20 protein-coding genes are annotated in these 19,493 nt (G+C 61.6%); 4 read left to right on the top strand and 16 right to left on the bottom strand.

Annotated features, from left to right (window positions below; all coding sequences use genetic code 11):
- Positions 1–13 precede the first annotated feature (13 nt).
- Positions 14–664: a glutathione S-transferase family protein gene (locus OF122_RS10415; RefSeq protein ID WP_264224190.1), complete on the bottom strand. Its 651-nt coding sequence runs from the start codon at positions 662–664 to the stop codon at positions 14–16.
- Positions 665–804: 140 nt separating this feature from the next.
- Here OF122_RS10415 and OF122_RS10410 point away from each other — a divergent pair, with 140 nt between their 5' ends.
- The 3 genes from OF122_RS10410 (at position 805) to trmFO (ending at position 3,132) form a co-directional block, all read left to right on the top strand.
- Positions 805–954, top strand: coding sequence for a DUF1127 domain-containing protein (locus OF122_RS10410; RefSeq protein ID WP_014130631.1), 150 nt, complete (start codon positions 805–807; stop codon positions 952–954).
- A 142-nt stretch (positions 955–1,096) separates the two neighbouring features.
- Complete coding sequence (locus OF122_RS10405; protein WP_264224189.1) at positions 1,097–1,657, top strand: type 1 glutamine amidotransferase domain-containing protein; 561 nt, start codon at positions 1,097–1,099, stop codon at positions 1,655–1,657.
- A gap of 95 nt (positions 1,658–1,752) precedes the next feature.
- A complete protein-coding gene (trmFO, locus tag OF122_RS10400; protein WP_264224188.1) occupies positions 1,753–3,132 on the top strand; it encodes a methylenetetrahydrofolate--tRNA-(uracil(54)-C(5))-methyltransferase (FADH(2)-oxidizing) TrmFO in 1,380 nt (459 codons plus the stop codon).
- Positions 3,133–3,135: 3 nt separating this feature from the next.
- Here the strand turns inward: trmFO and OF122_RS10395 are convergent, their stop codons facing one another.
- The 4 genes from OF122_RS10395 to yajC form a co-directional block, all read right to left on the bottom strand.
- Positions 3,136–3,981 carry a phytoene/squalene synthase family protein gene (locus tag OF122_RS10395; RefSeq protein ID WP_264224187.1) on the bottom strand — a complete coding sequence of 282 codons (846 nt, stop codon included), beginning with the start codon at positions 3,979–3,981 and terminating at the stop codon, positions 3,136–3,138.
- Positions 3,982–4,374, bottom strand: a complete 393-nt coding sequence (locus OF122_RS10390; RefSeq protein ID WP_264224186.1) for an Mth938-like domain-containing protein — start codon at positions 4,372–4,374, stop codon at positions 3,982–3,984.
- A gap of 5 nt (positions 4,375–4,379) precedes the next feature.
- Positions 4,380–6,926, bottom strand: a complete 2,547-nt coding sequence (gene secD / locus OF122_RS10385) for a protein translocase subunit SecD (RefSeq protein WP_264224185.1) — start codon at positions 6,924–6,926, stop codon at positions 4,380–4,382.
- A 110-nt stretch (positions 6,927–7,036) separates the two neighbouring features.
- Positions 7,037–7,372 carry a preprotein translocase subunit YajC gene (gene yajC / locus OF122_RS10380; RefSeq protein WP_264224184.1) on the bottom strand — a complete coding sequence of 112 codons (336 nt, stop codon included), beginning with the start codon at positions 7,370–7,372 and terminating at the stop codon, positions 7,037–7,039.
- A 165-nt stretch (positions 7,373–7,537) separates the two neighbouring features.
- Here yajC and OF122_RS10375 point away from each other — a divergent pair, with 165 nt between their 5' ends.
- Positions 7,538–8,419: an ATP-binding protein gene (locus OF122_RS10375; RefSeq protein WP_264224183.1), complete on the top strand. Its 882-nt coding sequence runs from the start codon at positions 7,538–7,540 to the stop codon at positions 8,417–8,419.
- A 97-nt stretch (positions 8,420–8,516) separates the two neighbouring features.
- Here OF122_RS10375 and OF122_RS10370 read toward each other — a convergent pair.
- The 11 genes from OF122_RS10370 to OF122_RS10320 form a co-directional block, all read right to left on the bottom strand.
- Positions 8,517–9,465, bottom strand: a protein-coding gene (locus OF122_RS10370; protein ID WP_264224182.1) for an IS630 family transposase whose coding sequence is annotated in 2 segments (ribosomal slippage) — positions 8,517–9,128 and positions 9,130–9,465 — 948 coding nt in all. Because the reading frame shifts where the segments join, the coding sequence is not laid out codon by codon here.
- Positions 9,466–9,631: 166 nt separating this feature from the next.
- The gene (locus tag OF122_RS10365; RefSeq protein ID WP_264224181.1) at positions 9,632–10,783 is read right to left on the bottom strand and encodes a M23 family metallopeptidase; all 1,152 of its coding nucleotides are present in this window, start codon (positions 10,781–10,783) and stop codon (positions 9,632–9,634) included.
- 91 nt (positions 10,784–10,874) lie between these two features.
- On the bottom strand, positions 10,875–11,519 hold the full coding sequence (locus tag OF122_RS10360; protein WP_264224180.1) for a protein-L-isoaspartate(D-aspartate) O-methyltransferase: 645 nt from the start codon (positions 11,517–11,519) through the stop codon (positions 10,875–10,877).
- Between the two features lie 16 nt (positions 11,520–11,535).
- On the bottom strand, positions 11,536–12,327 hold the full coding sequence (surE, locus tag OF122_RS10355; RefSeq protein WP_264224179.1) for a 5'/3'-nucleotidase SurE: 792 nt from the start codon (positions 12,325–12,327) through the stop codon (positions 11,536–11,538).
- The gene (serS, locus tag OF122_RS10350) at positions 12,324–13,628 is read right to left on the bottom strand and encodes a serine--tRNA ligase (RefSeq protein WP_264224178.1); all 1,305 of its coding nucleotides are present in this window, start codon (positions 13,626–13,628) and stop codon (positions 12,324–12,326) included. Before serS ends, surE begins: the two co-directional genes overlap by 4 nt.
- 71 nt (positions 13,629–13,699) lie before the next feature.
- Positions 13,700–14,530, bottom strand: coding sequence for a twin-arginine translocase subunit TatC (gene tatC, locus OF122_RS10345; protein ID WP_264224177.1), 831 nt, complete (start codon positions 14,528–14,530; stop codon positions 13,700–13,702).
- Positions 14,527–15,318, bottom strand: coding sequence for a Sec-independent protein translocase protein TatB (tatB, locus tag OF122_RS10340; protein WP_264224176.1), 792 nt, complete (start codon positions 15,316–15,318; stop codon positions 14,527–14,529). Before tatB ends, tatC begins: the two co-directional genes overlap by 4 nt.
- Before the next feature lie 41 nt (positions 15,319–15,359).
- The gene (gene tatA, locus OF122_RS10335; protein WP_264224175.1) at positions 15,360–15,599 is read right to left on the bottom strand and encodes a twin-arginine translocase TatA/TatE family subunit; all 240 of its coding nucleotides are present in this window, start codon (positions 15,597–15,599) and stop codon (positions 15,360–15,362) included.
- Between the two features lie 141 nt (positions 15,600–15,740).
- Positions 15,741–16,403: an SMC-Scp complex subunit ScpB gene (gene scpB / locus OF122_RS10330; protein ID WP_264224174.1), complete on the bottom strand. Its 663-nt coding sequence runs from the start codon at positions 16,401–16,403 to the stop codon at positions 15,741–15,743.
- A complete protein-coding gene (locus tag OF122_RS10325; RefSeq protein ID WP_264224173.1) occupies positions 16,400–17,194 on the bottom strand; it encodes a segregation and condensation protein A in 795 nt (264 codons plus the stop codon). The genes scpB and OF122_RS10325 overlap by 4 nt, the downstream gene beginning before the upstream one ends.
- A gap of 224 nt (positions 17,195–17,418) precedes the next feature.
- Complete coding sequence (locus tag OF122_RS10320; RefSeq protein ID WP_264224172.1) at positions 17,419–19,440, bottom strand: SPOR domain-containing protein; 2,022 nt, start codon at positions 19,438–19,440, stop codon at positions 17,419–17,421.
- Positions 19,441–19,493: the final 53 nt, after the last annotated feature.

Here is a 19,493-nt window from a genome sequence, read left to right as displayed (position 1 = left end):
TGCCTTTTTTGATTCAATGGACCGAACGCCCTCGCAACTCCTCATAGGAGATACAGACCGTCTTTTCGAACGCGGGCCGGCTCTTGAGCCGCTTATGCCAGGCTTCGACCCCGGGAAGTGGTGGCAAATCGATCTCCATGGTCGTCAGGCGGTAAAGCGAAACACCGGCAACGATATCGGCATAACTGAATTCATCACCGGCCAGATAATCGGTTCTTTCCAATTGCCCATTCATGATCTGCAGCGCCGCCACAGTGTCCTTGAGCGCCGCGGCGATCGCCTTTGTGTCGTGGTTTTCAGGCGGTGTACGAACCAATTGCCAGAAAAGCGGTATCCACCCCCGTTGAAACGTCGTAGCCGTCCAGTCCGTCCACTGATCGATGGGCGCGCGGTCTTTCGGATCGATGGGCCATAAATCCGCGCCCCCAAAAGCCGCCGCCACGTAGCGCACCACAGCGTGGCTCTCCCAAAGCGTCAAATCCCCGTGCTGAAGGACTGGCACCAGCCGGTTGGGGTTCATTGCCCCGAATTCCGGCGTACCCAACCCGCCGAACCGGCCGCCCACTTCCCGCAATTCGAACGGTACGCCGGTCTCCTCGAGCGCCCAGCGCGCTTTTTGCAGATTGGCCGAGCTTGCCCGCCCCCAAAGTATCAGATCTGTCATCAAAAGCTCATTTGTTAAGCAAGGCTGAATCATCCGCCCAATAGTCATGCAGAACATGCAAGGCGGCAATGAACAATCAGCCTCTGCACATATGTCCCGATTCTCATTAGCTAAGGGGCGTAAGACGAAAGGAGAATAAAATGGACATTCGCAAGACTTTCAAGCGTTGGTCGGCCTACCAGCAGACGGTTCGTGAACTCAATGCCCTCGGCAACCGCGAACTGAGCGATCTCGGCATCGCCCGCTCGGACATCCAGCGCATTGCTCGCGACCATGCCAGCGCGTTGTAATCGCGCCGGCTACATAATAAACGACCATATCTGAAGGGCGCCCCCAAACGGAGCGCCCTTTTTTCTTTTGCCCGGGTTAGCGCCAAGGAACATCGGACAGCCTGAGCCCGTTCCCTCTTCTCCAAAAAAGAAAGGGAAAGTCATGCAAAACCTGCAAGGCAAATCCATCGCAATTCTTGCCACCAACGGCTTCGAACAATCCGAACTCGAAGTCCCACGCGACAAGCTTCGCGAGGCCGGCGCAACCGTTCACGTGGTCTCGCTCGAATCCGGTCAGATCAAGGGCTGGGACAAGGACGACTGGGGCCGCGCCGTCGACGTCGACAAAACGCTCGACAGCGTCTCCGCCGACGATTACGACGCCATCGTCCTCCCCGGCGGCCAGATCAACCCCGACCTGCTGCGGGTTGAACAAAAGGCCATCGATTTCATCACCAAATTCTGGACCGACAAGAAGGTCGTCGCCGCTATCTGCCACGCCCCCTGGCTGCTTGTCGAAACCGGCATCGCAAAGGGCCGCAAGATGACGTCCTACCCTTCGGTCAAGACCGACGTCATCAACGCCGGCGCGCAATGGGAAGACAGCCCCGTCGCCACCGATCAGGGCCTCGTCACCAGCCGCAATCCCGGCGACCTCGACGCCTTCTGCGAAAAGATCGCCGAGGAGATCAATGAGGGCCGGCACGAGCGCCGCGCCGCCTGACTCAAACACCTGTGACCAAACGCAGCGCGCGGCAGTCTTGGATTGCCGCGCGCTTTTCGTCTATAGCCATCCCAACTCTATAAACGGATGGTGTCATGGCGAAAATTCATGTGATCGGCGGCGGCCTGGCCGGGTCGGAAGCAGCTTGGCAGGCGGCCCAAGCCGGTGTCGACGTGGTGCTGCACGAAATGCGCCCGGTCAAACCCACCGACGCGCACCACACAGATGGCTTTGCCGAACTGGTGTGCTCGAACAGTTTCCGCTCCGACGATCACGAACACAACGCTGTTGGCCTGCTGCATGAGGAAATGCGCCGAGCCGGCTCGCTCATCATGTCCTGCGCCGACAAATGCGCCCTGCCCGCCGGCGGCGCATTGGCGGTCGATCGCGATGGCTTCTCCCAGCAAGTTACCGAGGCGCTCGAAGCCCATCCCCACATCACCATCGCCCGCGAGGAGGTTGCCGGCCTGCCGCCCGCCGAATGGGACAATGTCATCGTGGCCACCGGCCCGCTGACCTCGCCTGCCCTCGCCGCTGCCATCCAGGAGTTGACTGGTGAGGATTCGCTGGCCTTTTTCGACGCTATCGCCCCCATCATCCACTATGACAGCATCGACCTCGATATCGTCTGGGCCCAATCGCGCTATGACAAGCCGGGCCCGGCCGGCACCGGCGCCGACTATCTCAACTGCCCGATGACCGAGGAGCAGTACAATGCCTTCATCGACGCGCTGCTCGCCGCCCCCCTGCACGAGTTCAAGGATTGGGAGATCGTCCCCTATTTCGATGGCTGCCTGCCTATCGAGGTGATGGCCGAGCGCGGCCGCGAAACCCTGCGCTTTGGCCCTATGAAACCGGTCGGGCTCACCAATCCGCGCGATCCGGAAACCAAGCCCTATGCAGTGATCCAGCTTCGCCAGGACAACGCGCTGGGCACGCTCTGGAATATGGTCGGCTTCCAGACCAAGATGCGCTACGGCGTGCAAACCGAAATCTTCCGTATGATCCCTGGGCTCGAAAACGCCCAATTCGCACGGCTCGGCGGGCTGCACCGCAACACGTTCCTCAATTCGCCAAAGGTCCTGCGGCCGGACCTCAAGCTCAAGGCAGACCCGCGCCTGCGGTTCGCCGGTCAGGTGACGGGCGTCGAAGGCTATGTGGAAAGCGCCGCCATGGGGCTCATCTGCGGCCGCCTCTCGGCCGCCGAGGCCAAGGGCGAAACACCTGCTCTGCCGCCCGTCACCACGGCTTTCGGCGCGCTGATCGGCCACATCACTGGCGGCCATCTCGAAGCCGAATCCTACTCCGGCGCCCGCAGCTTCCAGCCCATGAACGTCAATTTCGGCCTGTTCCCGCCCGTGGAGATCAAAAAGCCCGAGGGCCTGAAAGGCCGCTGGCGCGGTCCTGACAAGGCAAAAGCCAAGAAAAAGGCCTTCACCACCCGCGCGCTCGAGGATCTGGCTGGCTGGCTCTAAGCCTCAGCGAGCGTTCCGCAACGCCCACCAGATTGTCGCGGCCAGTCGACTAAAAGCCGATGGCGGCGGGAGTGCTGTTAAGGGCTGGTCGATCTGCCGGCCCAGACCGCGGATGTCCGCCTTGACCAACGCCAGACTCGCAAAAGCCGGTCTGATGCCCGCATCCAGTCCCGCTATCGCGAGTGCCGCCTTTTCGGCATGCGTCTGCGCCAGTTCGCCCGCCTGTGCCAACGCCGCACGCAACCCCTCGCTGTCCTTTCCGGCGTAAATATCGGCCTCGCGCACCCCGTGCGCTGTAAACAGCGCCAGCGGCAGAAAAAGCTGGCCGCGCGACGCATTGTAGCCAAAGGCCCGAACGTGGCCCACCAACGCCTGCGCAACGCCCAGATGCCCGGCAGCGTCAGCAGCCTGGTCCACCGGTCCACCCGCAAGAATCATCGCCGCGTATTGGAACAACACGGAAACCGTCTCGCCCGCATAGCCTTCGAACTGGCCGATGTCAGGCATGGGATCGTGATAGAGGTCGAACCGTCGCGCCGCCAGCAGCCGCAGCAGCGGCCCGCTGGGCAGTTCATACCGCTCGAGTGTCCTGAAAAGCGCATCCGCCACCGGATTGCTGGCGATGGCCCCGTGTCCTTCGCCCTCAATGGCATCGACCCACCACTGCAGCCGGATTTCTCCCGGCACCGGCTCTGAAACCCGCTCGCGAACAGCGGCAATCTCAGCGGAAAAGGCAAAGATCGACTGCACCGCCGAGCGGTGTGCGGCGGGGATGACGAGGCTCGCAGCGTAGCGATCCCGGTCGAGCTCGCGCAACTGGTCCGCCGCAAGCGCAAAGCTATCACTCATCTAGCGGGCCTTTTCGACGCTGATCAGTGCGGCGCCAACCGCCCGGTTTTCGGCCAGCAGCACGTTATAGGTCCGAATGGCACTTCCGGTCGAAACCGCCTCGACAATAACACCCTTCGCACGCAGCGTTTCCCGTATATCGGGCGAGATTGCCGCAATGTCTGGCCCCATGCCGATCAGCAGCACATCGATGCTGTCCGCCGTCTCGATGACCCGCGCGAGGGACGCAAGAGTCACGTCCTCGGCGGCCCGTGCTTCCCAGGCGTACATCCCCGAAGGCAGACAGATCAGCGAGCCCTTGTGCGACATTTCCGCGAATCGGAACCCGCCATCGCCATAGGCGTCGATCGTCGCCTGATAGGGATAGTGCCCCTGACCTGCTTCCCAGGTCACGGGCGCTAAACCGCGGCGCCGTCGGCGCGGCGCTCAGGCTTGGGCTTATCATCCGCTTCGGTTTCCGCGCGCGTCTTGACGCCCAGATAGAGCAGTATCGGCGCTGAAACGAAGATCGAGGAATATGTGCCCACAAACACGCCCCATGCCATGGCCAGCGTGAAGCTGCGAATCACTTCACCGCCGAAAATCACCAGCGCGATCAGCGCCAGCGCCGTCGTACCGCCGGTCAGGATGGTCCGCGTAAGCGTCTGGTTGAGCGACATGTTGATGATTTCAGACAAGCTGATCCGCTTGTATTTCGCCAGATTCTCGCGAATCCGGTCGTAGATCACAACCGTATCGTTCAGCGAATAGCCGATCACTGTCAGCACGGCCGCGATACTCGAAAGATTGAACTCAAGCTGCAGCAACGCAAACAGCCCGACAGTCAGAATGACATCGTGAACCAGCGCCAGAATGGCGCCGACGCTGAACTGCCATTCGAACCGCAACCACACATAGATCACGATACCCACCATGGCGACCAATATGCCCACGATGCCGTTGAAGGCCAGTTCGGACGAAACGGTACCGCTCACCGCCTCGGTGCGCCGGACCTCGTAATCCTCGGAAACCGCGTCGGTCACCTGCTGCACCGCTACCTGCTGGGCAGTTTCGTCACCGTCCTGCGTGCCGATGCGCACCAGCACGTCCGACGGCGAGCCGAACTCCTGGACCTGCACTTCGCCGATCCCCAGATCGCCGAGCCGGGCGCGGAGATCGCCGATATCGGCTTCGCCGTCATTGGCCTGCAATTCAATGGCGCTGCCGCCGGTAAAGTCGATGCCCAGATTGAGCCCGCGCGTAGCTTCCAGCGCCACTGTGCTGACCAGCAGAACAAGTGTGAAGGCAAAGCCGAACTTGCGCCAGCTCATGAAAGGCAGCTTGGGCTCGAGCGGCAGGAAACGCTCGAGAATGTTGACCTTGAGTGTCTTGGGCCGCCGGTTCGAGAACCACGTCGTCACCAGAAGCTGGGTCACCAGATAAGCTGTGAACATCGTGGTCAGCACACCGATCGCCAGCGTCACGGCAAAACCCTGCACAGGCCCCGAGCCAAGGAAAAACAGCACCACGGCGGCGATCAGCGTGGTGACATTGGCGTCGATGATTGTCGTCATCGCCCGCTTGAAGCCCGCATCGATTGCCTGGAACGGAGATCGCCCCGCGCCAAGCTCTTCGCGTATGCGCTCGAAAATCAGCACGTTGGAATCGACCGCCATACCCACCGTAAGCACGATGCCGGCGATACCCGGAAGCGTGAGCGTCGCGCCCAGCGTCGAAAGCGCCGCAAGGATCATGCCGATATTGAGCACCAGCGCGATATTGGCAAACACCCCGAACAGCCCGTAGGCCGCCAGCATGAACAGCACCACGCCCGCCGTGCCGATGAGGCCGGCGGTCACACCAGCATTGATCGAATCTGCCCCCAGGCTCGGGCCCACGGTGCGTTCTTCAACCACATCGAGCGTAGCTGGAAGCGCGCCGGCCCGCAGCAGAACCGCAAGATCGCTCGCCGATTCGGAGGTGAAATTGCCCGAAATCTGTCCCGTACCACCGGTAATCGGTTGCTGGATCGTCGGCGCGGTTATCACCTGCCCGTCGAGCACGATGGCGAAGCGGCGCCCGACATTCTCCGAGGTGATTTCACCGAACGTGATTGCGCCCTGGGTGTTGAACCGGAATGAGACGACCGGCTGGCTGTTCTGGTCGAACGCGGGCTGGGCATCCACCAGTTCCTCGCCGCCAATGGCCACGTCTTCATACAGCAACTCGTCGAACCCATCGGTGCTGGGCACGATCATCGTGCCTGCCGGCAGCCCTTGCGCCTGGGCCTGCGCAGCGCTCATCGAAGGATAGACGAGATGGAAGGTCAGACGCGCTGTCTGGCTGATGAGATCCTTGAGGCGCTCGGAATCGCCAAAGCCGGGCACCTGTACCAAAATCCGATCGTCGCCCTGCCGCTGGATGATCGGCTCGGTGGTTCCCACCTCGTCGATACGGCTGCGGATCACCTCGAGCGATTGAGCCACGAGCGAGGACATGCGGCTGGCAATGGCGTCCTCGGTCAGAGTGATCAGGATACGACCACCCGACGTGCCAATTTCTATCTCCGGCGTCGATGTCCCGCCCCCGAAAATTCCGCCCTCGACCGGTTGTGCAAGGGGCTCAAGCGCCTCTCGTGCTGCATCAAGCTGGCTGGGATCGGTCAATTCAACATTGAGCGTCGCGCCGTCAGTCGTAATCAGGCTCCCGATTCCGGCCTCGATCAACGTGGCGCGCGCATCGCGCCTGATGTCGCTGATCCGGCCCTCGACGATGTCGTCGCGGTTGACCTGCAACAAAAGATGCGACCCGCCCTGCAGATCGAGACCGAGCACGATTTCCTGGCTTGGCAGCCAGTCCGGCATTCCGGCCTTGGTCTGCTCGCTGAGGAAATTCGGCAAGACCGCCAGGACGCTGAGCAGCGTCACCAGAAGAACGGCGATGGTCCGGAATGGCGGGATCTTCATGGGAAACCTTCGTTTTTAAATGATCTATAGCGCCGGCGTTGCCAATCAAGGCACGCCGGCGCTACCGGTTCGCGTCCGCAAGGCGCAGGGCCCGCGGATAAATCAATCGACTATTTGTTGTCGTTGACCGGCTCGGACTTTGTCCGCACATCGGAAATCATGGTCCGCACGACCTTAATCTTGACGCCCTGGGCAATCTCGACTTCCAGGTCTTCGCCGTCGACGGCCTTAGTCACCTTACCAACGACGCCACCATTGGTGACGACGGTGTCGCCACGCTTGACGGCCGCCAGCATGGCCTGATGGGCTTTCATCCGCTTCTGCTGCGGACGGAAGATAAGGAACCAGAAAATGGCGATAAGCAGGATGATGGGAATAAAGCTGGAAATAAAGTCCATCCCGGAGGGTGCTGCTGCACCCTGGGCAAAGGCTGGCGTAACGAACATTAAGGCACTCCGTAGCGGTCTGCTTGTCAAAGCAGGACTGATTGTCCCATATAGGGACGCTTGCGGTTTTGGGCAGGTAATTTCCTCCCAAAAAATCGCGCGGACTATACTAGCGGGCCCGGCGAAAGGCAAAGCCTATCGGGCACTTTCAGGGACTATTCTCCAGTGGAAAATACAGACAAGCTTTCGGCCATTTCAGCGTCGCTCGAAAAGATCGCGCGCACGCTCGACACCATGGCCGGAACCACCGAAGCGACCGCCCGGATCGAGGATGGCATCAACGCCTATCTCTGGGACGGCGCCGACCACATCCTGCGCCCCGTGCGCAATGTCAATCGAATCCCGCTCGACCTGCTCGAAGGCGTGGCCCACCTGCGCGACATCCTGTTGGAGAACACGCTCGCCTTCGCCCGTGGCCATGGCGCCAACAACGCGCTGCTCTGGGGCGCCCGAGGCATGGGCAAGTCCTCTATGGTCAAGGCGATCCACGGTTACATCGAAAGCTCAGGCGAGCCAGGGCTTTCCCGCCTCATCCTCATCGAGATGGCCCGCGAGGACATCGCCACCCTGCCCGTGCTTCTGCGCTTCCTCGTGGACCGCCCCGAGCGCTACATCATCTACTGCGATGACCTCAGTTTCGACCGCGATGAGTCGAGCTACAAAGCCCTCAAGTCCGTCCTTGACGGTGGACTCGAGGGCCGTCCGGCCAATACCTTGTTCTACGCCACGTCCAACCGCCGGCACCTGATGCCGCGTGACATGATCGAAAACGAACGCTCTACGGCCATCAATCCCAGCGAAGCGGTCGAGGAAAAGGTCTCGCTCTCCGACCGTTTTGGCCTCTGGCTCGGCTTCCATAATTGCGACCAGGACACCTATCTCGCCATGGTGCGTAACTATGTCGCCCATTACGGGATCGAAGTCGGTGAAGACGAACTGCGTGCTCTGGCGATCGAATGGTCGGCGACTCGCGGATCCCGCTCGGGCCGCGTCGCCATCCAGTTCGTTCGCCACCTGGCGGGCATCAAGGGCAAATCGATCTCCTAGAGCGTGTCCAGATAAAGTGGATGCCACTTTATCGGTTCGGACACGCGACAAAACAAAGACCTAGAGCAATTGAAGCGCTGAAATGCTCTAGAGCCTTTCAGTTTTTAACAGAAGCGTATCCTGCATTTTCGAGATAATTTGCGCATTCGTCTTGGCTGATGTTTGAGATGAGGTGGCCGACGTGACGCCATGTATCCTCAAGGGTGCGCATTTGGGCTTGGCGCATCCAATGCTTGATCTTGGCGAAGGCCTGCTCGATCGGGTTGAGGTCGGGCGAATAGGGCGGCAGGAACCAGAGCCTGGCACCGGCGGCCTTGATGGCTTGGCGAATGGCTGCGGCCTTGTGGCTGCCGAGATTGTCCATGACGACGATATCGCCAGGTTCCAGCACCGGCACGAGTTGCTGCTCGACATAGGCGCGGAAGCACTGACCATTGATCGGCCCGTCGAACACGCAAGGCGCCGTCAGCCGGTCGCAGCGCAATGCGGCCAAGAAGGTGAGCGTGCGCCAGTGACCATGCGGGGCAAAACCACGCAGGCGTTTGCCCTTCTGCCCCCAGCCACGCAGCGGCGCCATGTTGGTCTTGATCCATGTCTCATCAATGAACACCAGCCGCCGGGGATCGAGATCCGCCTGAAAAGACCGCCAGCGCCGTCGCCGCCGGGCTATGTCGGCACGAGCATGCTCAAGGGCGAACAGTGTTTTTTTTGAAACGAAGCCCCTCACGGCGCAGGAATTTCCACACCGTATCGTGCGACACCTTCACCCCGCGCGCCGCCAGCTCCTCCTTCAGTCCGTGCAGCGTCAGATGCGGTCTCTGGTCAATGCGCTCAACGATGAATGATCGGTGAGGGTCGAGAATGCGCTTGCGGTGCCCACCCATCTTGCCGGGCTCCACCGAGCCCGTAGCCCGGTAGCGCTGATGCCACTTCACCGCCGAGGAAACGGCAACACCAAAGCGGGCCGCGACAGACCGGCAGCTCTCACCGGTCTCGATCGCACCAACGACACGCTCGCGAAGATCATTGGATAGAGGTGCTGTCATCAGATGCTGGCCTCCTTCCCAGCCGACATCTTGAATCACAAAATCCCGAACTCGGGAATCCCCAACCGATTCAATCAATGACTGAACCGCTCTAAGATGCGAAAGGGCCGGCCCTCCTGGACCGGCCCCAACAAGGAGCATTGCCTACCAGTATTCTTGAAACTGCTTAGCCCGCGAGCAGCGGCATCGGATCGACCGGCGTCGCACCCTTGCGCAGCTCGAAATGAAGCTGGGGCCGGCTGACCGATCCGGTCATACCCACTGTGCCGATGGCATCGCCGCGCGAGATGGTGTCGCCCTTGACCACGCCGATCGTGCTGAGGTGCGCATAGGCCGAAACAAAGCCGTTGGCGTGCTTGACCAGCACCAGATTGCCATAGCCCTCGACAGCGTTGCCGACATAAATCACTTCGCCGTTTTCGGCAGCGCGCACCGATGTGCCTTCCGGCGCTTCGATGTTGATGCCGGTGCCGCGCGAAGCAGCAAAATCTGTAATGACCCGACCTGAAAGCGGCCAGCGGAACTTGTCGCTGGTTACCGAGGCGGTCGCCGCGGGGGTCGGCTGCTGCGTTGGCGCTGCCGCGACCTGAGTGGTCGGCTCAGGCGCGGGCTGGGCAGCCGGGGCGGGCGTGGCGGTCTGGGAGTTGGCCGGAGTGCTCGAAGGCGTTGCCAGCGTCTGACTGCCCGAAACTGCGGCAACCTGCTGGGTCTGCCCGCGCTGGGCCAGAAGATCGGGACGTCCCGGAATGACAAGACTCTGCCCGACAACGATCTTGTCGGGTGAAGTGATGTTGTTCGCGGCGATGATGTCCGTCGCGCTCACGTCGTAGCGGCGGGCGATCGTGTAAAGCGATTCACCCGAAGCGATGGTGTGCTTGTAGGTATCGCCCTGCACCACACCGAGCTGCGGCGAACTCGATTGTGTAGGTTGGGAAGGAGTTGGCGACGGAGAGGATACTGCGGCTGTTTGTGCAGGCATGGCTTGGGTACTCGTTACTGACGACGGCTGCAAAGCGGGAAGATCCTGGGAGACGACTGCCGACTGCGTGCCGACCGGCGAAGCGGTCGTCCGGTCGATCAGGACCGGCCCGGTATTGGCAACACCAACTGCCCCGCCACCGATATTGGCTGGGGGCAGATACGCCGGCATCGCCTGGCCCACTGCGGCACCACCCATCCGCGAGGTTGATCCGGTAACCGTGGGATCGCCTCCGAATGAACCCATCGAGGAACACCCTGCCAACACAAGGGCAGCAACACTCATGGCAAGTGCAGAGCCGGCGCTGCGCAGATTGGAACCCGTTACGCTCAAGGTCATGGGAAGTGCCTGTCAACTCGTCTACTCAATGGAAGTTAGAGTAGACTTGTTAAGGTAAAGACGAGCTTAAAGGCGCTGGCATTGCGCGAAGTTATACGCCGCGCGATCGTCCGGGGCTGAGAGGCGCCAGCCGCACCGTGCCCATTTCGGTTTCGATGAAACTGTCATCGGCACGCTCGATGCGTAAAATCGCCTGTCTGTCTGACGGCGCGCCAACCGCCATCACGGCAATTCCCCCATCGCCGAGCTGCTCGACCAGATCTTCGGGTACCTCGACTACCGACCCGGTCAAAAGGATACGCTCAAACGGCGCCTGCTGTTCAAGGCCCAAAAGCCCATCCTCGTTGAGTCCGATGATGTTGGTATAGCCCAGAGCCTGCCAGCGGGTCTGCGCATTGCTGGCCAGAACCCTGTACTTTTCGATCGAGAACACGCGCCTTGCCATCCGCGAGAGCAGCGCCGCCGAATAGCCCGATCCGGTCCCCACCTCCAGCACCTTGTTGGTGCCCTGCGGCGCGAGTGGCACCAGCAATTGCGCCAGCAGCCCCGGCGCGGTGATCGATTGCCCGCATTCAATGGGAAGCGAGGATTCGCGATAGGCGTACTCGCCGAAATCCTCGGGCACGAATTTCTCGTGCGGAACGGTCTCGAAAGCGCGCAGGATTTCCGGGTCGGTCACGCCGAGCTGGCGAAGGTTCAGGATCAATCCGGCCCGCGCTTCCCAGTAATCGGTCACGCCGCCGCCCCGCCGCTCACCCGCGCCCGGAGCCCGTGAAGGGCAAACGCCCCTCATGGCGTTGGACGAACTCCATATCGGTCTGCTGCAGCATGAGCGGGGTCACCGTAATCGCCTTGTCTTCATGCAGGATATGGAAATCCGAGCCGGCGTCCAGAGGCTTGGGCGTGCTGAGAATCGTCACGAAATGCTTGCCCGGATTGTCGCTGGCGTACAATTCGAACGGCGAATGCGCGAATCGCTGGTGCGGCACCAGCCTGATGCCGCTCACCTCATGAGGCGCGCAGATCGGAAAATTGACGTTGAAATAGGTATCGCGCGCGCCCGCAACGTCCAGGATGGACCGAATGGTTTGCGCGCCCAGCTCCTCGGCAGGCGCCCAGTCGATCTCATCGTGCCCATGGTCATAATCCATGGCCTGGCTCAAAGCGATCCCTATGGCGCCATGCAGCGCCCCCTCCCGCGCCCCGGCGGCCGTCCCCGAGCAATGCATGATATCACCCAGATTCTGCCCGCGATTGACCCCGGACAGAACGATATCGGGCCGCTTGTCCTTGAGCACATGGGTAATTCCCGCCACCACGCAATCGGCAGGCGTGCCGTCGAGCGAAAATATCCGCTCGCCCCGCGCCTCGATCTCGATCTCGTAACCGAAAGTCATCCGATGCCCGGTGCCGCTCTGGTTATTGGCTGGAGCCACCACCCACACATCGTCGGAAAGCGCCTTGGCGATGCCGAGCAGCACGGCAAGTCCCGGCGCATCCACGCCATCGTCATTGGTCAGCAAAATGCGCGGGTTGGCTTTCATCCGCCGATCTTTTCGATCCCGCCCATATAGGGACGCAACACCTCGGGAATCGTCACCGACCCGTCTTCGTTCTGGTAGTTTTCCATCACCGCGATCAGCGCCCGCCCCACGGCAACGCCAGATCCGTTCAGCGTGTGGACGAATTGCGGCTTGCCATTCGCGTCGCGATAGCGCGCATCCATGCGCCGCGCCTGGAAATCCCCGCACACCGAAACCGAAGAAATCTCGCGATAAGTATCCTGCCCCGGCAGCCACGCCTCGATGTCATAGGTCCGCCGCGCCCCGAACCCCATATCGCCGGTACACAACTGCATGACGCGGTAATGGATGCCCAGCCGCTTGAGCACTTCTTCCGCACACGCCAGCATCCGCTCATGCTCTTCGGCCGATTTGTCCGGCGTCGTGATCGACACCATCTCGACCTTGTTGAACTGGTGCTGGCGCAGCATGCCCCGCGTATCCCGCCCCGCCGACCCCGCTTCCGACCGGAAGCACGGCGTCAGCGCCGTAAACCGCAGCGGCAGTTCATCTTCAGGAAGGATCGACTCGCGCACGAAATTTGTCAGCGGCACCTCGGCGGTGGGGATCAGTGCCAACCGCCCGTCCCCATGCGGAGCAAAGAACAGATCTTCCTCGAATTTCGGAAGCTGGTTGGTACCAAACAGCGCCTCGTCCCGAACCAGATAGGGCGGCTGCACTTCGGTGTACCCATGCTGATCCACATGCAGATCGATCATGAACTGCCCAATCGCCCGCTCCAGCCGTGCGATCTGCCCCTTGAGCACCACGAACCGGCTGCCCGAAAGCTTGGCAGCGGTTTCGAAATCCATCCCGCCCATCGCTTCACCGAGTTCGTAATGCTCCTTGGGCGCAAAACCCAGGCTGGGCTTGGCCGGCCGGGTCGCTTCGGATTCATTGGCCCGGAAATAGGGAACGTTGTCGTTCTCGTCCGCACCCACCGGCACGCCCTCGGCGGGCAGGTTCGGGATCACCGAAAGCGCCGCCCGAATTTCCTCGGTCAGCGCCTTCTCGCGCGCTTCGAGTTCGCCCAGCTTGTCCTTGAGACCTGACACCTCGGCCATCAATTCCTGCGCCCGTGCCTCGTCCTTTTGCGCCTTGGCCTGCCCGATCAGTTTCGAGGATGCGTTGCGCTTCTCCTGCACCGCATTGAGCTCGGCCACGACCGCGCGCCGCTCATCATCGAGCGCAACCAGGGATGCGGAGACCGGCTCCATCCCGCGCGTCTTGAGCGCGGCGTCGAACGCCTCAGGATTTGCACTGATCCACTTGATGTCGAACATTTTGGGCTGATCCGCTGGAAAAAAGATACGGACAGTGCCTAGCCGAGCGCGGCGTCAAACTCAAGGACCGGTTAGGTTCCCAAATCCTTGGCCAGTTCCGCTTCGCGTTTCAGCCGCCGTTTTTCGACAATGCGCACCGCAAAGACCGAAAGCTCATAAAGCAGCAGCAACGGCACCGCGAGGCCGATCTGGGAAATCGGATCGGGCGGCGTAAGAAACGCAGCGATAATAATAATCGCCACGACGGCATATTTCCGCCACTTCTTGAGGTTGTCGACGCCGATCAGCCCTATCTGGGCCAGAAGAGTCAGAATAACCGGCAGCTGAAAGCAAACGCCGAACGCCAGCAGCAGCGTCATGATCAAGCTCAGATATTCCGAAACCCGCGTTACCATCTCGATGGTGACACCAGAAGGATCGGTCTGTTGCATCCCCAGGAAGAACCCGAGCGCCAGCGGCATAACGCCGTAATAGACCAGCGCCGCACCCACCAGAAAGCAGATCGGCGTGGCCACCAGATAAGGCAGGAAGGCCAGCCGCTCGTTCTTGTAGAGCCCCGGCGCCACGAAGGCATAGATTTGTGAAGCGATAATCGGAAACGCCAGGAAGATTGCCGAAAACAGCGCTACCGACAGCTTTGTGAAGAAAAATTCCTGCGGCGCCGTATAGATCAGGCGCACCGCCTCTGGGCTCCCTGCCGCCGCAACGAATGGGCCAAGCAAAAAGCCGTAAATCTGGTCGGCAACGAAAAAGCACAGGATAAACAACACCGCCAGCGCGATGATCGAATAGATCAGTCGTGTGCGCAGCTCCGTCAGATGCTCGATCAGCGGCGCTTCGCTGGCCTTGAGTTCATCTTCCTTGGGCGAGGAGCCCGCGATTTTTTCTTGCGCCTGGGTCATTGTTCGCCGCCCGTTTCCGCAGTGGCCTTCTTGCGCGCCGGCGTCGTCTTTTTAGATGTCGTCTTGCTGGCGCTCGCACGCGGCTTGGCCGCGGACTTGGGTTGCGCTTCCGCTTCGTTGCGAGCTGTCGTCTTCGCAGTCAATTTTGCCGCCGGCTTGGCCGCGGCCTTGCTTGGCGCCCGCTTGGGTGCGGCCTTCTTTGCGGGGGCAGCCTTGCTCGCTGCCGGTTTTGCGCTCTTTGCCGCTGCTTCCGACACTGTCTCGCTGGATTTTGCCGTGACAGCCTTACGCGGCGCGGCCTTCACCTTGCCCTTGGGCGCATCGGCAAGCGGCGCTGGCTGTTCGGCCGCCGTGGTTGCCGCATTGGCAGGCTTGGCAACCGTCTCGCTCACCTTGGCCCGCAACGCCGCCGAAGCAGCGGAAGGTTCAGCCCGCGACGGCGCCATCCCGGCCTGTGCGTGGATCGCATCGACGACACTCTCTTCGCCCGATTCGGGCGGCTTGAGCTTGCCGGTCGGCTCCACCTTGCCGTTTCGGATCGAATTGAATTCGCGATTGATCTCTGCGCTGGTCTGCTTGAGGGGGTCGGAAATTGCCTTCTTGGCCTCGGCGATTTCATCGGCTGCGATGGCCTTGTCGATCTCCCGGCGGAAATCATTGCCCATGCGCCGCACGGTGCCCATCATCCGCCCGACATTGCGCATCATCATCGGCAGGTCTTTCGGGCCGACGACGACAAGCAACACGATGCCGATAACGAGCATCTCGCTCCAGCCAAGCCCAAGCATGCTGATCTATCCTTGTTTGAAAGCTGTGCGGAAAAGGCGCTTTACGCGTCCTTGCGCGTCTTAGCTTCCGTGGTCTGGTTGAGCGTCGGCTCAGCCTGACCGGGCTTCTGGTCGATCGTGGCCGTCGGCTTGTCGTCGGGGGTATCGTCTTCGGCCATGCCCTTGCGGAAGGCCTTGATGCCACCTGCGACTTCGCCCATCAGGCTGGAGATCTTGCCGCGCCCGAAAAGCAGCAGCACGACAATCGCGATAATCAGCAGTCCCCAGGGTCCGGGATTCATTGTGTACCTCCTAATTGCCAGCTCGGCGCTCTGGTCGAACGGCAGATGTGTCTGGCCCAGAGATATTGATTATTGGCGGCGAAAACAAGGATGCTGTGCCCTCTTGTTCGACCATAATCGTCGCAGCTTGTAGCTGGCCGATCAATCTTCGCTCTCGGTTTCGGCATCACCGGTATCGTCCGGGTCGAGCGGATCCTCGTCATCGCGCAGCGCGCCATCGAACGGCATGGGCACCTGAAAGCTCGGCGGCACGCGGCTCGAAAGCAGCCCCGCCCCTTTCAGTTCCTCTAGCCCGGGCAGATCGCCCAGGCCCTCTAACCCGAAATGATCCAGAAACGCCTCCGTCGTGCCATAGGTCACCGGGCGCCCAGGCGTCCGACGCCGCCCCCGCATCCGCACCCATCCCGCTTCCATGAGCACATCAAGCGTGCCCTTGGAGATCGAAACCCCGCGCACTTCCTCAATTTCCGCTCGCGTCACCGGCTGGTGATAGGCGATGATCGCCAGCGTCTCGAGCGCCGCCCGCGACAGAGGCCGCGTATCGGTTTCCTCGCGCCGCAACAGGAAATTGAGATCATCCGCCGTGCGAAACGCCCATTTCGACCCGCGCTGCACCAGATTGATGCCGCGTCCCGCATATCGCGCCTGCAACGCATCGATCAGGCCATCCACATCGGCCCCATCGGAAAGGAACGGCTGAACATCGCGCAGGTCAACCGGCTCGGCGGACGCAAAAAGCAGCGCCTCAAGGATGCGCAGATTGCGCTCGTGCAGTTCGGAAACATCGTTTTCCATTGCACTCATTGCGGCTTGTCCCCCTGCCGCCTGCGCATCAGCAATGGCGCAAAGGCCTCCTGCTGGCGCAATTCCACCTGCCCCAGCCGCACGAGTTCAAGTGATGCAGTAAAGCTCGATGCCATCGCCGTAGCCCGTTCTTCGGGCCGAGCGAGATAGTCCGCCAGATAGGTATCGAGCGATACCCACTCAAAACTCTGCCCGATCAACCGCTCCAAAATCTCGCGCGCCTCCTGCAATCCCCACACCGTCCGCTGATGGGGTGAATATTCGGCCGGAATACCGCGTTCGCGCTGCGCCGCATAGGCCCGCAGCAATTGATAAAGATCCGCTTCCCAAAGCGCATGCCGGGTAATCGACACCGGCTCGGGCATCCCGCGCGCAAAAACGTCGCGCCCCAGCCGCGAGCGATTGAGCAGCCGTCCCGCCACATCGCGCATCGCTTCGAGCCGCGCCAGCCGGAACTGCAGCAGGGCGGCCATTTCCTCGCCACTCGGCTCGTCGTCATCGCTCTGTTGGGGCACCATCAGCCGGCTTTTCAGATACGCCAGCCAGGCCGCCATCACCAGATAATCGGCCGCCACCTCGATCCGTTGCTGGCGGATCGTTTCGATGAACGCCAGATACTGCTCGGCCAGCGCGAGCACCGAAATGCCCGAAAGATCCACCTTCTGCTTGCGCGCGAGGTCAAGCAGAAGGTCCATGGGACCTTCATACCCGCGCACGTCCACATGCAGCACAGCGTCGGTCTGCGCATGCTCGGGTGTCTCGTTGAACCAGGGATCAGAAGTCTCGGCCATATCCCGCCGCTGGCAAAGCAAAAGAGGAGAGCAGCATTGCCACTCCCCTCGGTCTCGTCAAGGCGCGACGAACGATCCACCCAAGTTGTGTGGTCAGTTAGGTCAGGGTGAGCCGAAAATGGCGATTTGCGAGAACCGGAGCGGAGCGTACGTTTGGTACGTGAGCACCGGAAGCGCAGAAAATTGCCATTTGCAGGCCACCATCACCTAACTGCGCGCGCAACTTAGTTGTTCAGCACGAAACAGTCCCCGCCTTGCGCTTGGATCGCGCTACAAACCGAATTGGCCTGATCGAACGTGGGCTGCGGCAGCCGCACCCGATAATAGATGCCGCGCTCGCCCAGATCGACTTGGCTGACCTCCGGCGTCGCACCGTTGAACAGCGTCCCATAACGCGCTTGCAGCGAGGGAATGTCAGCCTGCGCGTCCGCTTCGCTGCGTTGCGAAGACAATTGCACCCAGGCGCCGACATTTGAAGTCGGCGTCGGCGTCGCGGCAGCAGGCGCTGGAGTTGTCTGGGCCGGCGTGGCAGCCGCCACGGTCTCTGTGACCGGAGCCGCCGCAGCGGCGGCAGGCGCGGTAGTCGTATCGGTTTGCGCCGTCAGCCCGGCAGGACGCGGGATCGGACGCGGCGCGTCGGCAATTTCTGTCTCTGCCGGCGCCGTTACGCCTTCATCTGCAGCCTCGGTCACGCCAGCGTCCACAACGGCCGCACCAGCCTCTGAAGCGGCACCTTCGGCTCCGGCTTCAGCAGCGGTTTCGCTCCCGGCCATGGCCAGTGCAATCGCTTCCCCGATCGGATCGGAGGTCAGTGTACTGTTGGGAACAGCAGGCACATCAGGCCTTTCCACCGGCAACACGTTCGAGCCAGCAACGCTATCGGTCGCCGGGACGATCGTGCCGTCGGGCCGTACGGTCACCGTGCGCACCGGGCGATTGGCCAACGCCGTCTCGCCCTCCTCGGGTGCCAGCACTTCGGCAACCTCCGCTCCGCTTGCGCCATTGGTCTGATCGCGCGACACCAGTTCTTCGTCTTCCGGCGCCGTGGTGTTGCCCTCGATTTCGCTGAAAACAACGGACTCGCTTGCCGTCGAATCATTCTGTGATGCCGGCGCATCTTCCTTGAGCGGCGAGGCATCTGCGGTCAGAACCGGCGCTTCGCCCGGATCGCCCGGCCCCGAAAAGAACGCGAAATAAACCCCACCGATCAGCGCAAAAATCAGCGCACCGGCCGCGACCGGGATAATCAGACCGCCGAGCGCCCGACGCGAACGGCGCGGTGAAACCTGCTCCTCGGCATAGGTTTCCTCGGCATAATCTTCGTCGGTGTATTCATCGACATACTCATTCGAATCTGAACCTGCCGGCGTCTCGGGGTGTGGCGTCGATGGCGCGGCAAACAGCGGATCGGGAATGAACTGTTCCTGGCTCGGCTGCGCTTCCAGCCTTGGCTCTGGCCGTTCTGCGATTTGGCGGGGCGCAGGCGCCACCAGCCAGTCTTCGGGATCGTTTGCCGGCTGGACGCGGCGCACTGGCGTTCCCGTCGCGGCGGCAGCGGCCAGAATCGCCGATTCCGCGGCATCGACGGCCGCATCTGTTTCATAATCGTCGAGAAAGCTCGATTTCACCCGGCGTCCGGCTGGCAGTCCGGCATCGGCGGAATTGGCGCGTGCCGCCTCGCCGATCAAGGCTTCGATCTCGCCAAGCGGATCACGCTTCTGTGCCACCGGCGCGGCGCCGGAAACATCCTCGTTCGCGCGCCCATAGCTTCCATGTGAAGGCTCGGGCTCGGCAGACGCCCCGTCAGCGTGGCCGCTCCAGCCCTCGTCCCGCAAAGAATCGCTCTCGTAGGTCGCAACTTCCGCATCGGCAATCAGATCGGCAATCGGATCACCGGATGCCTGTTGATCGTCCGCGCTGACGTCTTGGGCCGCGCCAAACCCGAAATCGAAGGCCGGCATCGTATCGTTCTGTCCGGAATCCGGAACCCGTTCGTCACGTTCGGCATGGCTTTCGTCCCGCGCGGAAAATTCCTGCGGCGCACCGAAACTGGGCTCGGCCTCGTAAAAGTCTTCCTGCCCGGCTTCGGGTTCGGGCTGGGCGGGGACCTGGGGTTCCTCCCGCCTATACGCGCTGGCCGGAGCAGCCGCCGCGCGGGCATCCTGCGCCACAAGCCGCGCCAGCTCCGCGATCAGGTCATCGGAGTCCTGCCCCGCATTCGCCGGGTTGTGCTTGGTGTCGTTCATAGAGCAGTGCCCCGAAAGTCTTTCGCTTTAACTTGCCCTTGATTGCGAGCATA

Source organism: Pelagibacterium flavum (assembly GCF_025854335.1).
GTDB lineage: Bacteria > Pseudomonadota > Alphaproteobacteria > Rhizobiales > Devosiaceae > Pelagibacterium > Pelagibacterium flavum.
This window is presented reverse-complemented; position numbering and strand designations above follow the sequence as displayed.

Excerpts from the sequence above, each read along its gene's own strand:
- OF122_RS10365 (WP_264224181.1), bottom strand. The coding sequence starts at position 10,783 with ATGACCTTGAGCGTAACGGGTTCCAATCTGCGCAGCGCCGGCTCTGCA.
- tatB (WP_264224176.1), bottom strand. The coding sequence starts at position 15,318 with ATGCTTGGGCTTGGCTGGAGCGAGATGCTCGTTATCGGCATCGTGTTG.
- OF122_RS10320 (WP_264224172.1), bottom strand. The coding sequence starts at position 19,440 with ATGAACGACACCAAGCACAACCCGGCGAATGCGGGGCAGGACTCCGAT.
- tatC (WP_264224177.1), bottom strand. The coding sequence starts at position 14,530 with ATGACCCAGGCGCAAGAAAAAATCGCGGGCTCCTCGCCCAAGGAAGAT.
- surE (WP_264224179.1), bottom strand. The coding sequence starts at position 12,327 with ATGAAAGCCAACCCGCGCATTTTGCTGACCAATGACGATGGCGTGGAT.
- OF122_RS10415 (WP_264224190.1), bottom strand. The coding sequence starts at position 664 with ATGACAGATCTGATACTTTGGGGGCGGGCAAGCTCGGCCAATCTGCAA.
- OF122_RS10410 (WP_014130631.1), top strand. The coding sequence starts at position 805 with ATGGACATTCGCAAGACTTTCAAGCGTTGGTCGGCCTACCAGCAGACG.
- scpB (WP_264224174.1), bottom strand. The coding sequence starts at position 16,403 with ATGAGTGCAATGGAAAACGATGTTTCCGAACTGCACGAGCGCAATCTG.
- yajC (WP_264224184.1), bottom strand. The coding sequence starts at position 7,372 with ATGTTCGTTACGCCAGCCTTTGCCCAGGGTGCAGCAGCACCCTCCGGG.
- OF122_RS10325 (WP_264224173.1), bottom strand. The coding sequence starts at position 17,194 with ATGGCCGAGACTTCTGATCCCTGGTTCAACGAGACACCCGAGCATGCG.
- serS (WP_264224178.1), bottom strand. The coding sequence starts at position 13,628 with ATGTTCGACATCAAGTGGATCAGTGCAAATCCTGAGGCGTTCGACGCC.
- OF122_RS10405 (WP_264224189.1), top strand. The coding sequence starts at position 1,097 with ATGCAAAACCTGCAAGGCAAATCCATCGCAATTCTTGCCACCAACGGC.
- OF122_RS10395 (WP_264224187.1), bottom strand. The coding sequence starts at position 3,981 with ATGAGTGATAGCTTTGCGCTTGCGGCGGACCAGTTGCGCGAGCTCGAC.
- secD (WP_264224185.1), bottom strand. The coding sequence starts at position 6,926 with ATGAAGATCCCGCCATTCCGGACCATCGCCGTTCTTCTGGTGACGCTG.
- tatA (WP_264224175.1), bottom strand. The coding sequence starts at position 15,599 with ATGAATCCCGGACCCTGGGGACTGCTGATTATCGCGATTGTCGTGCTG.
- trmFO (WP_264224188.1), top strand. The coding sequence starts at position 1,753 with ATGGCGAAAATTCATGTGATCGGCGGCGGCCTGGCCGGGTCGGAAGCA.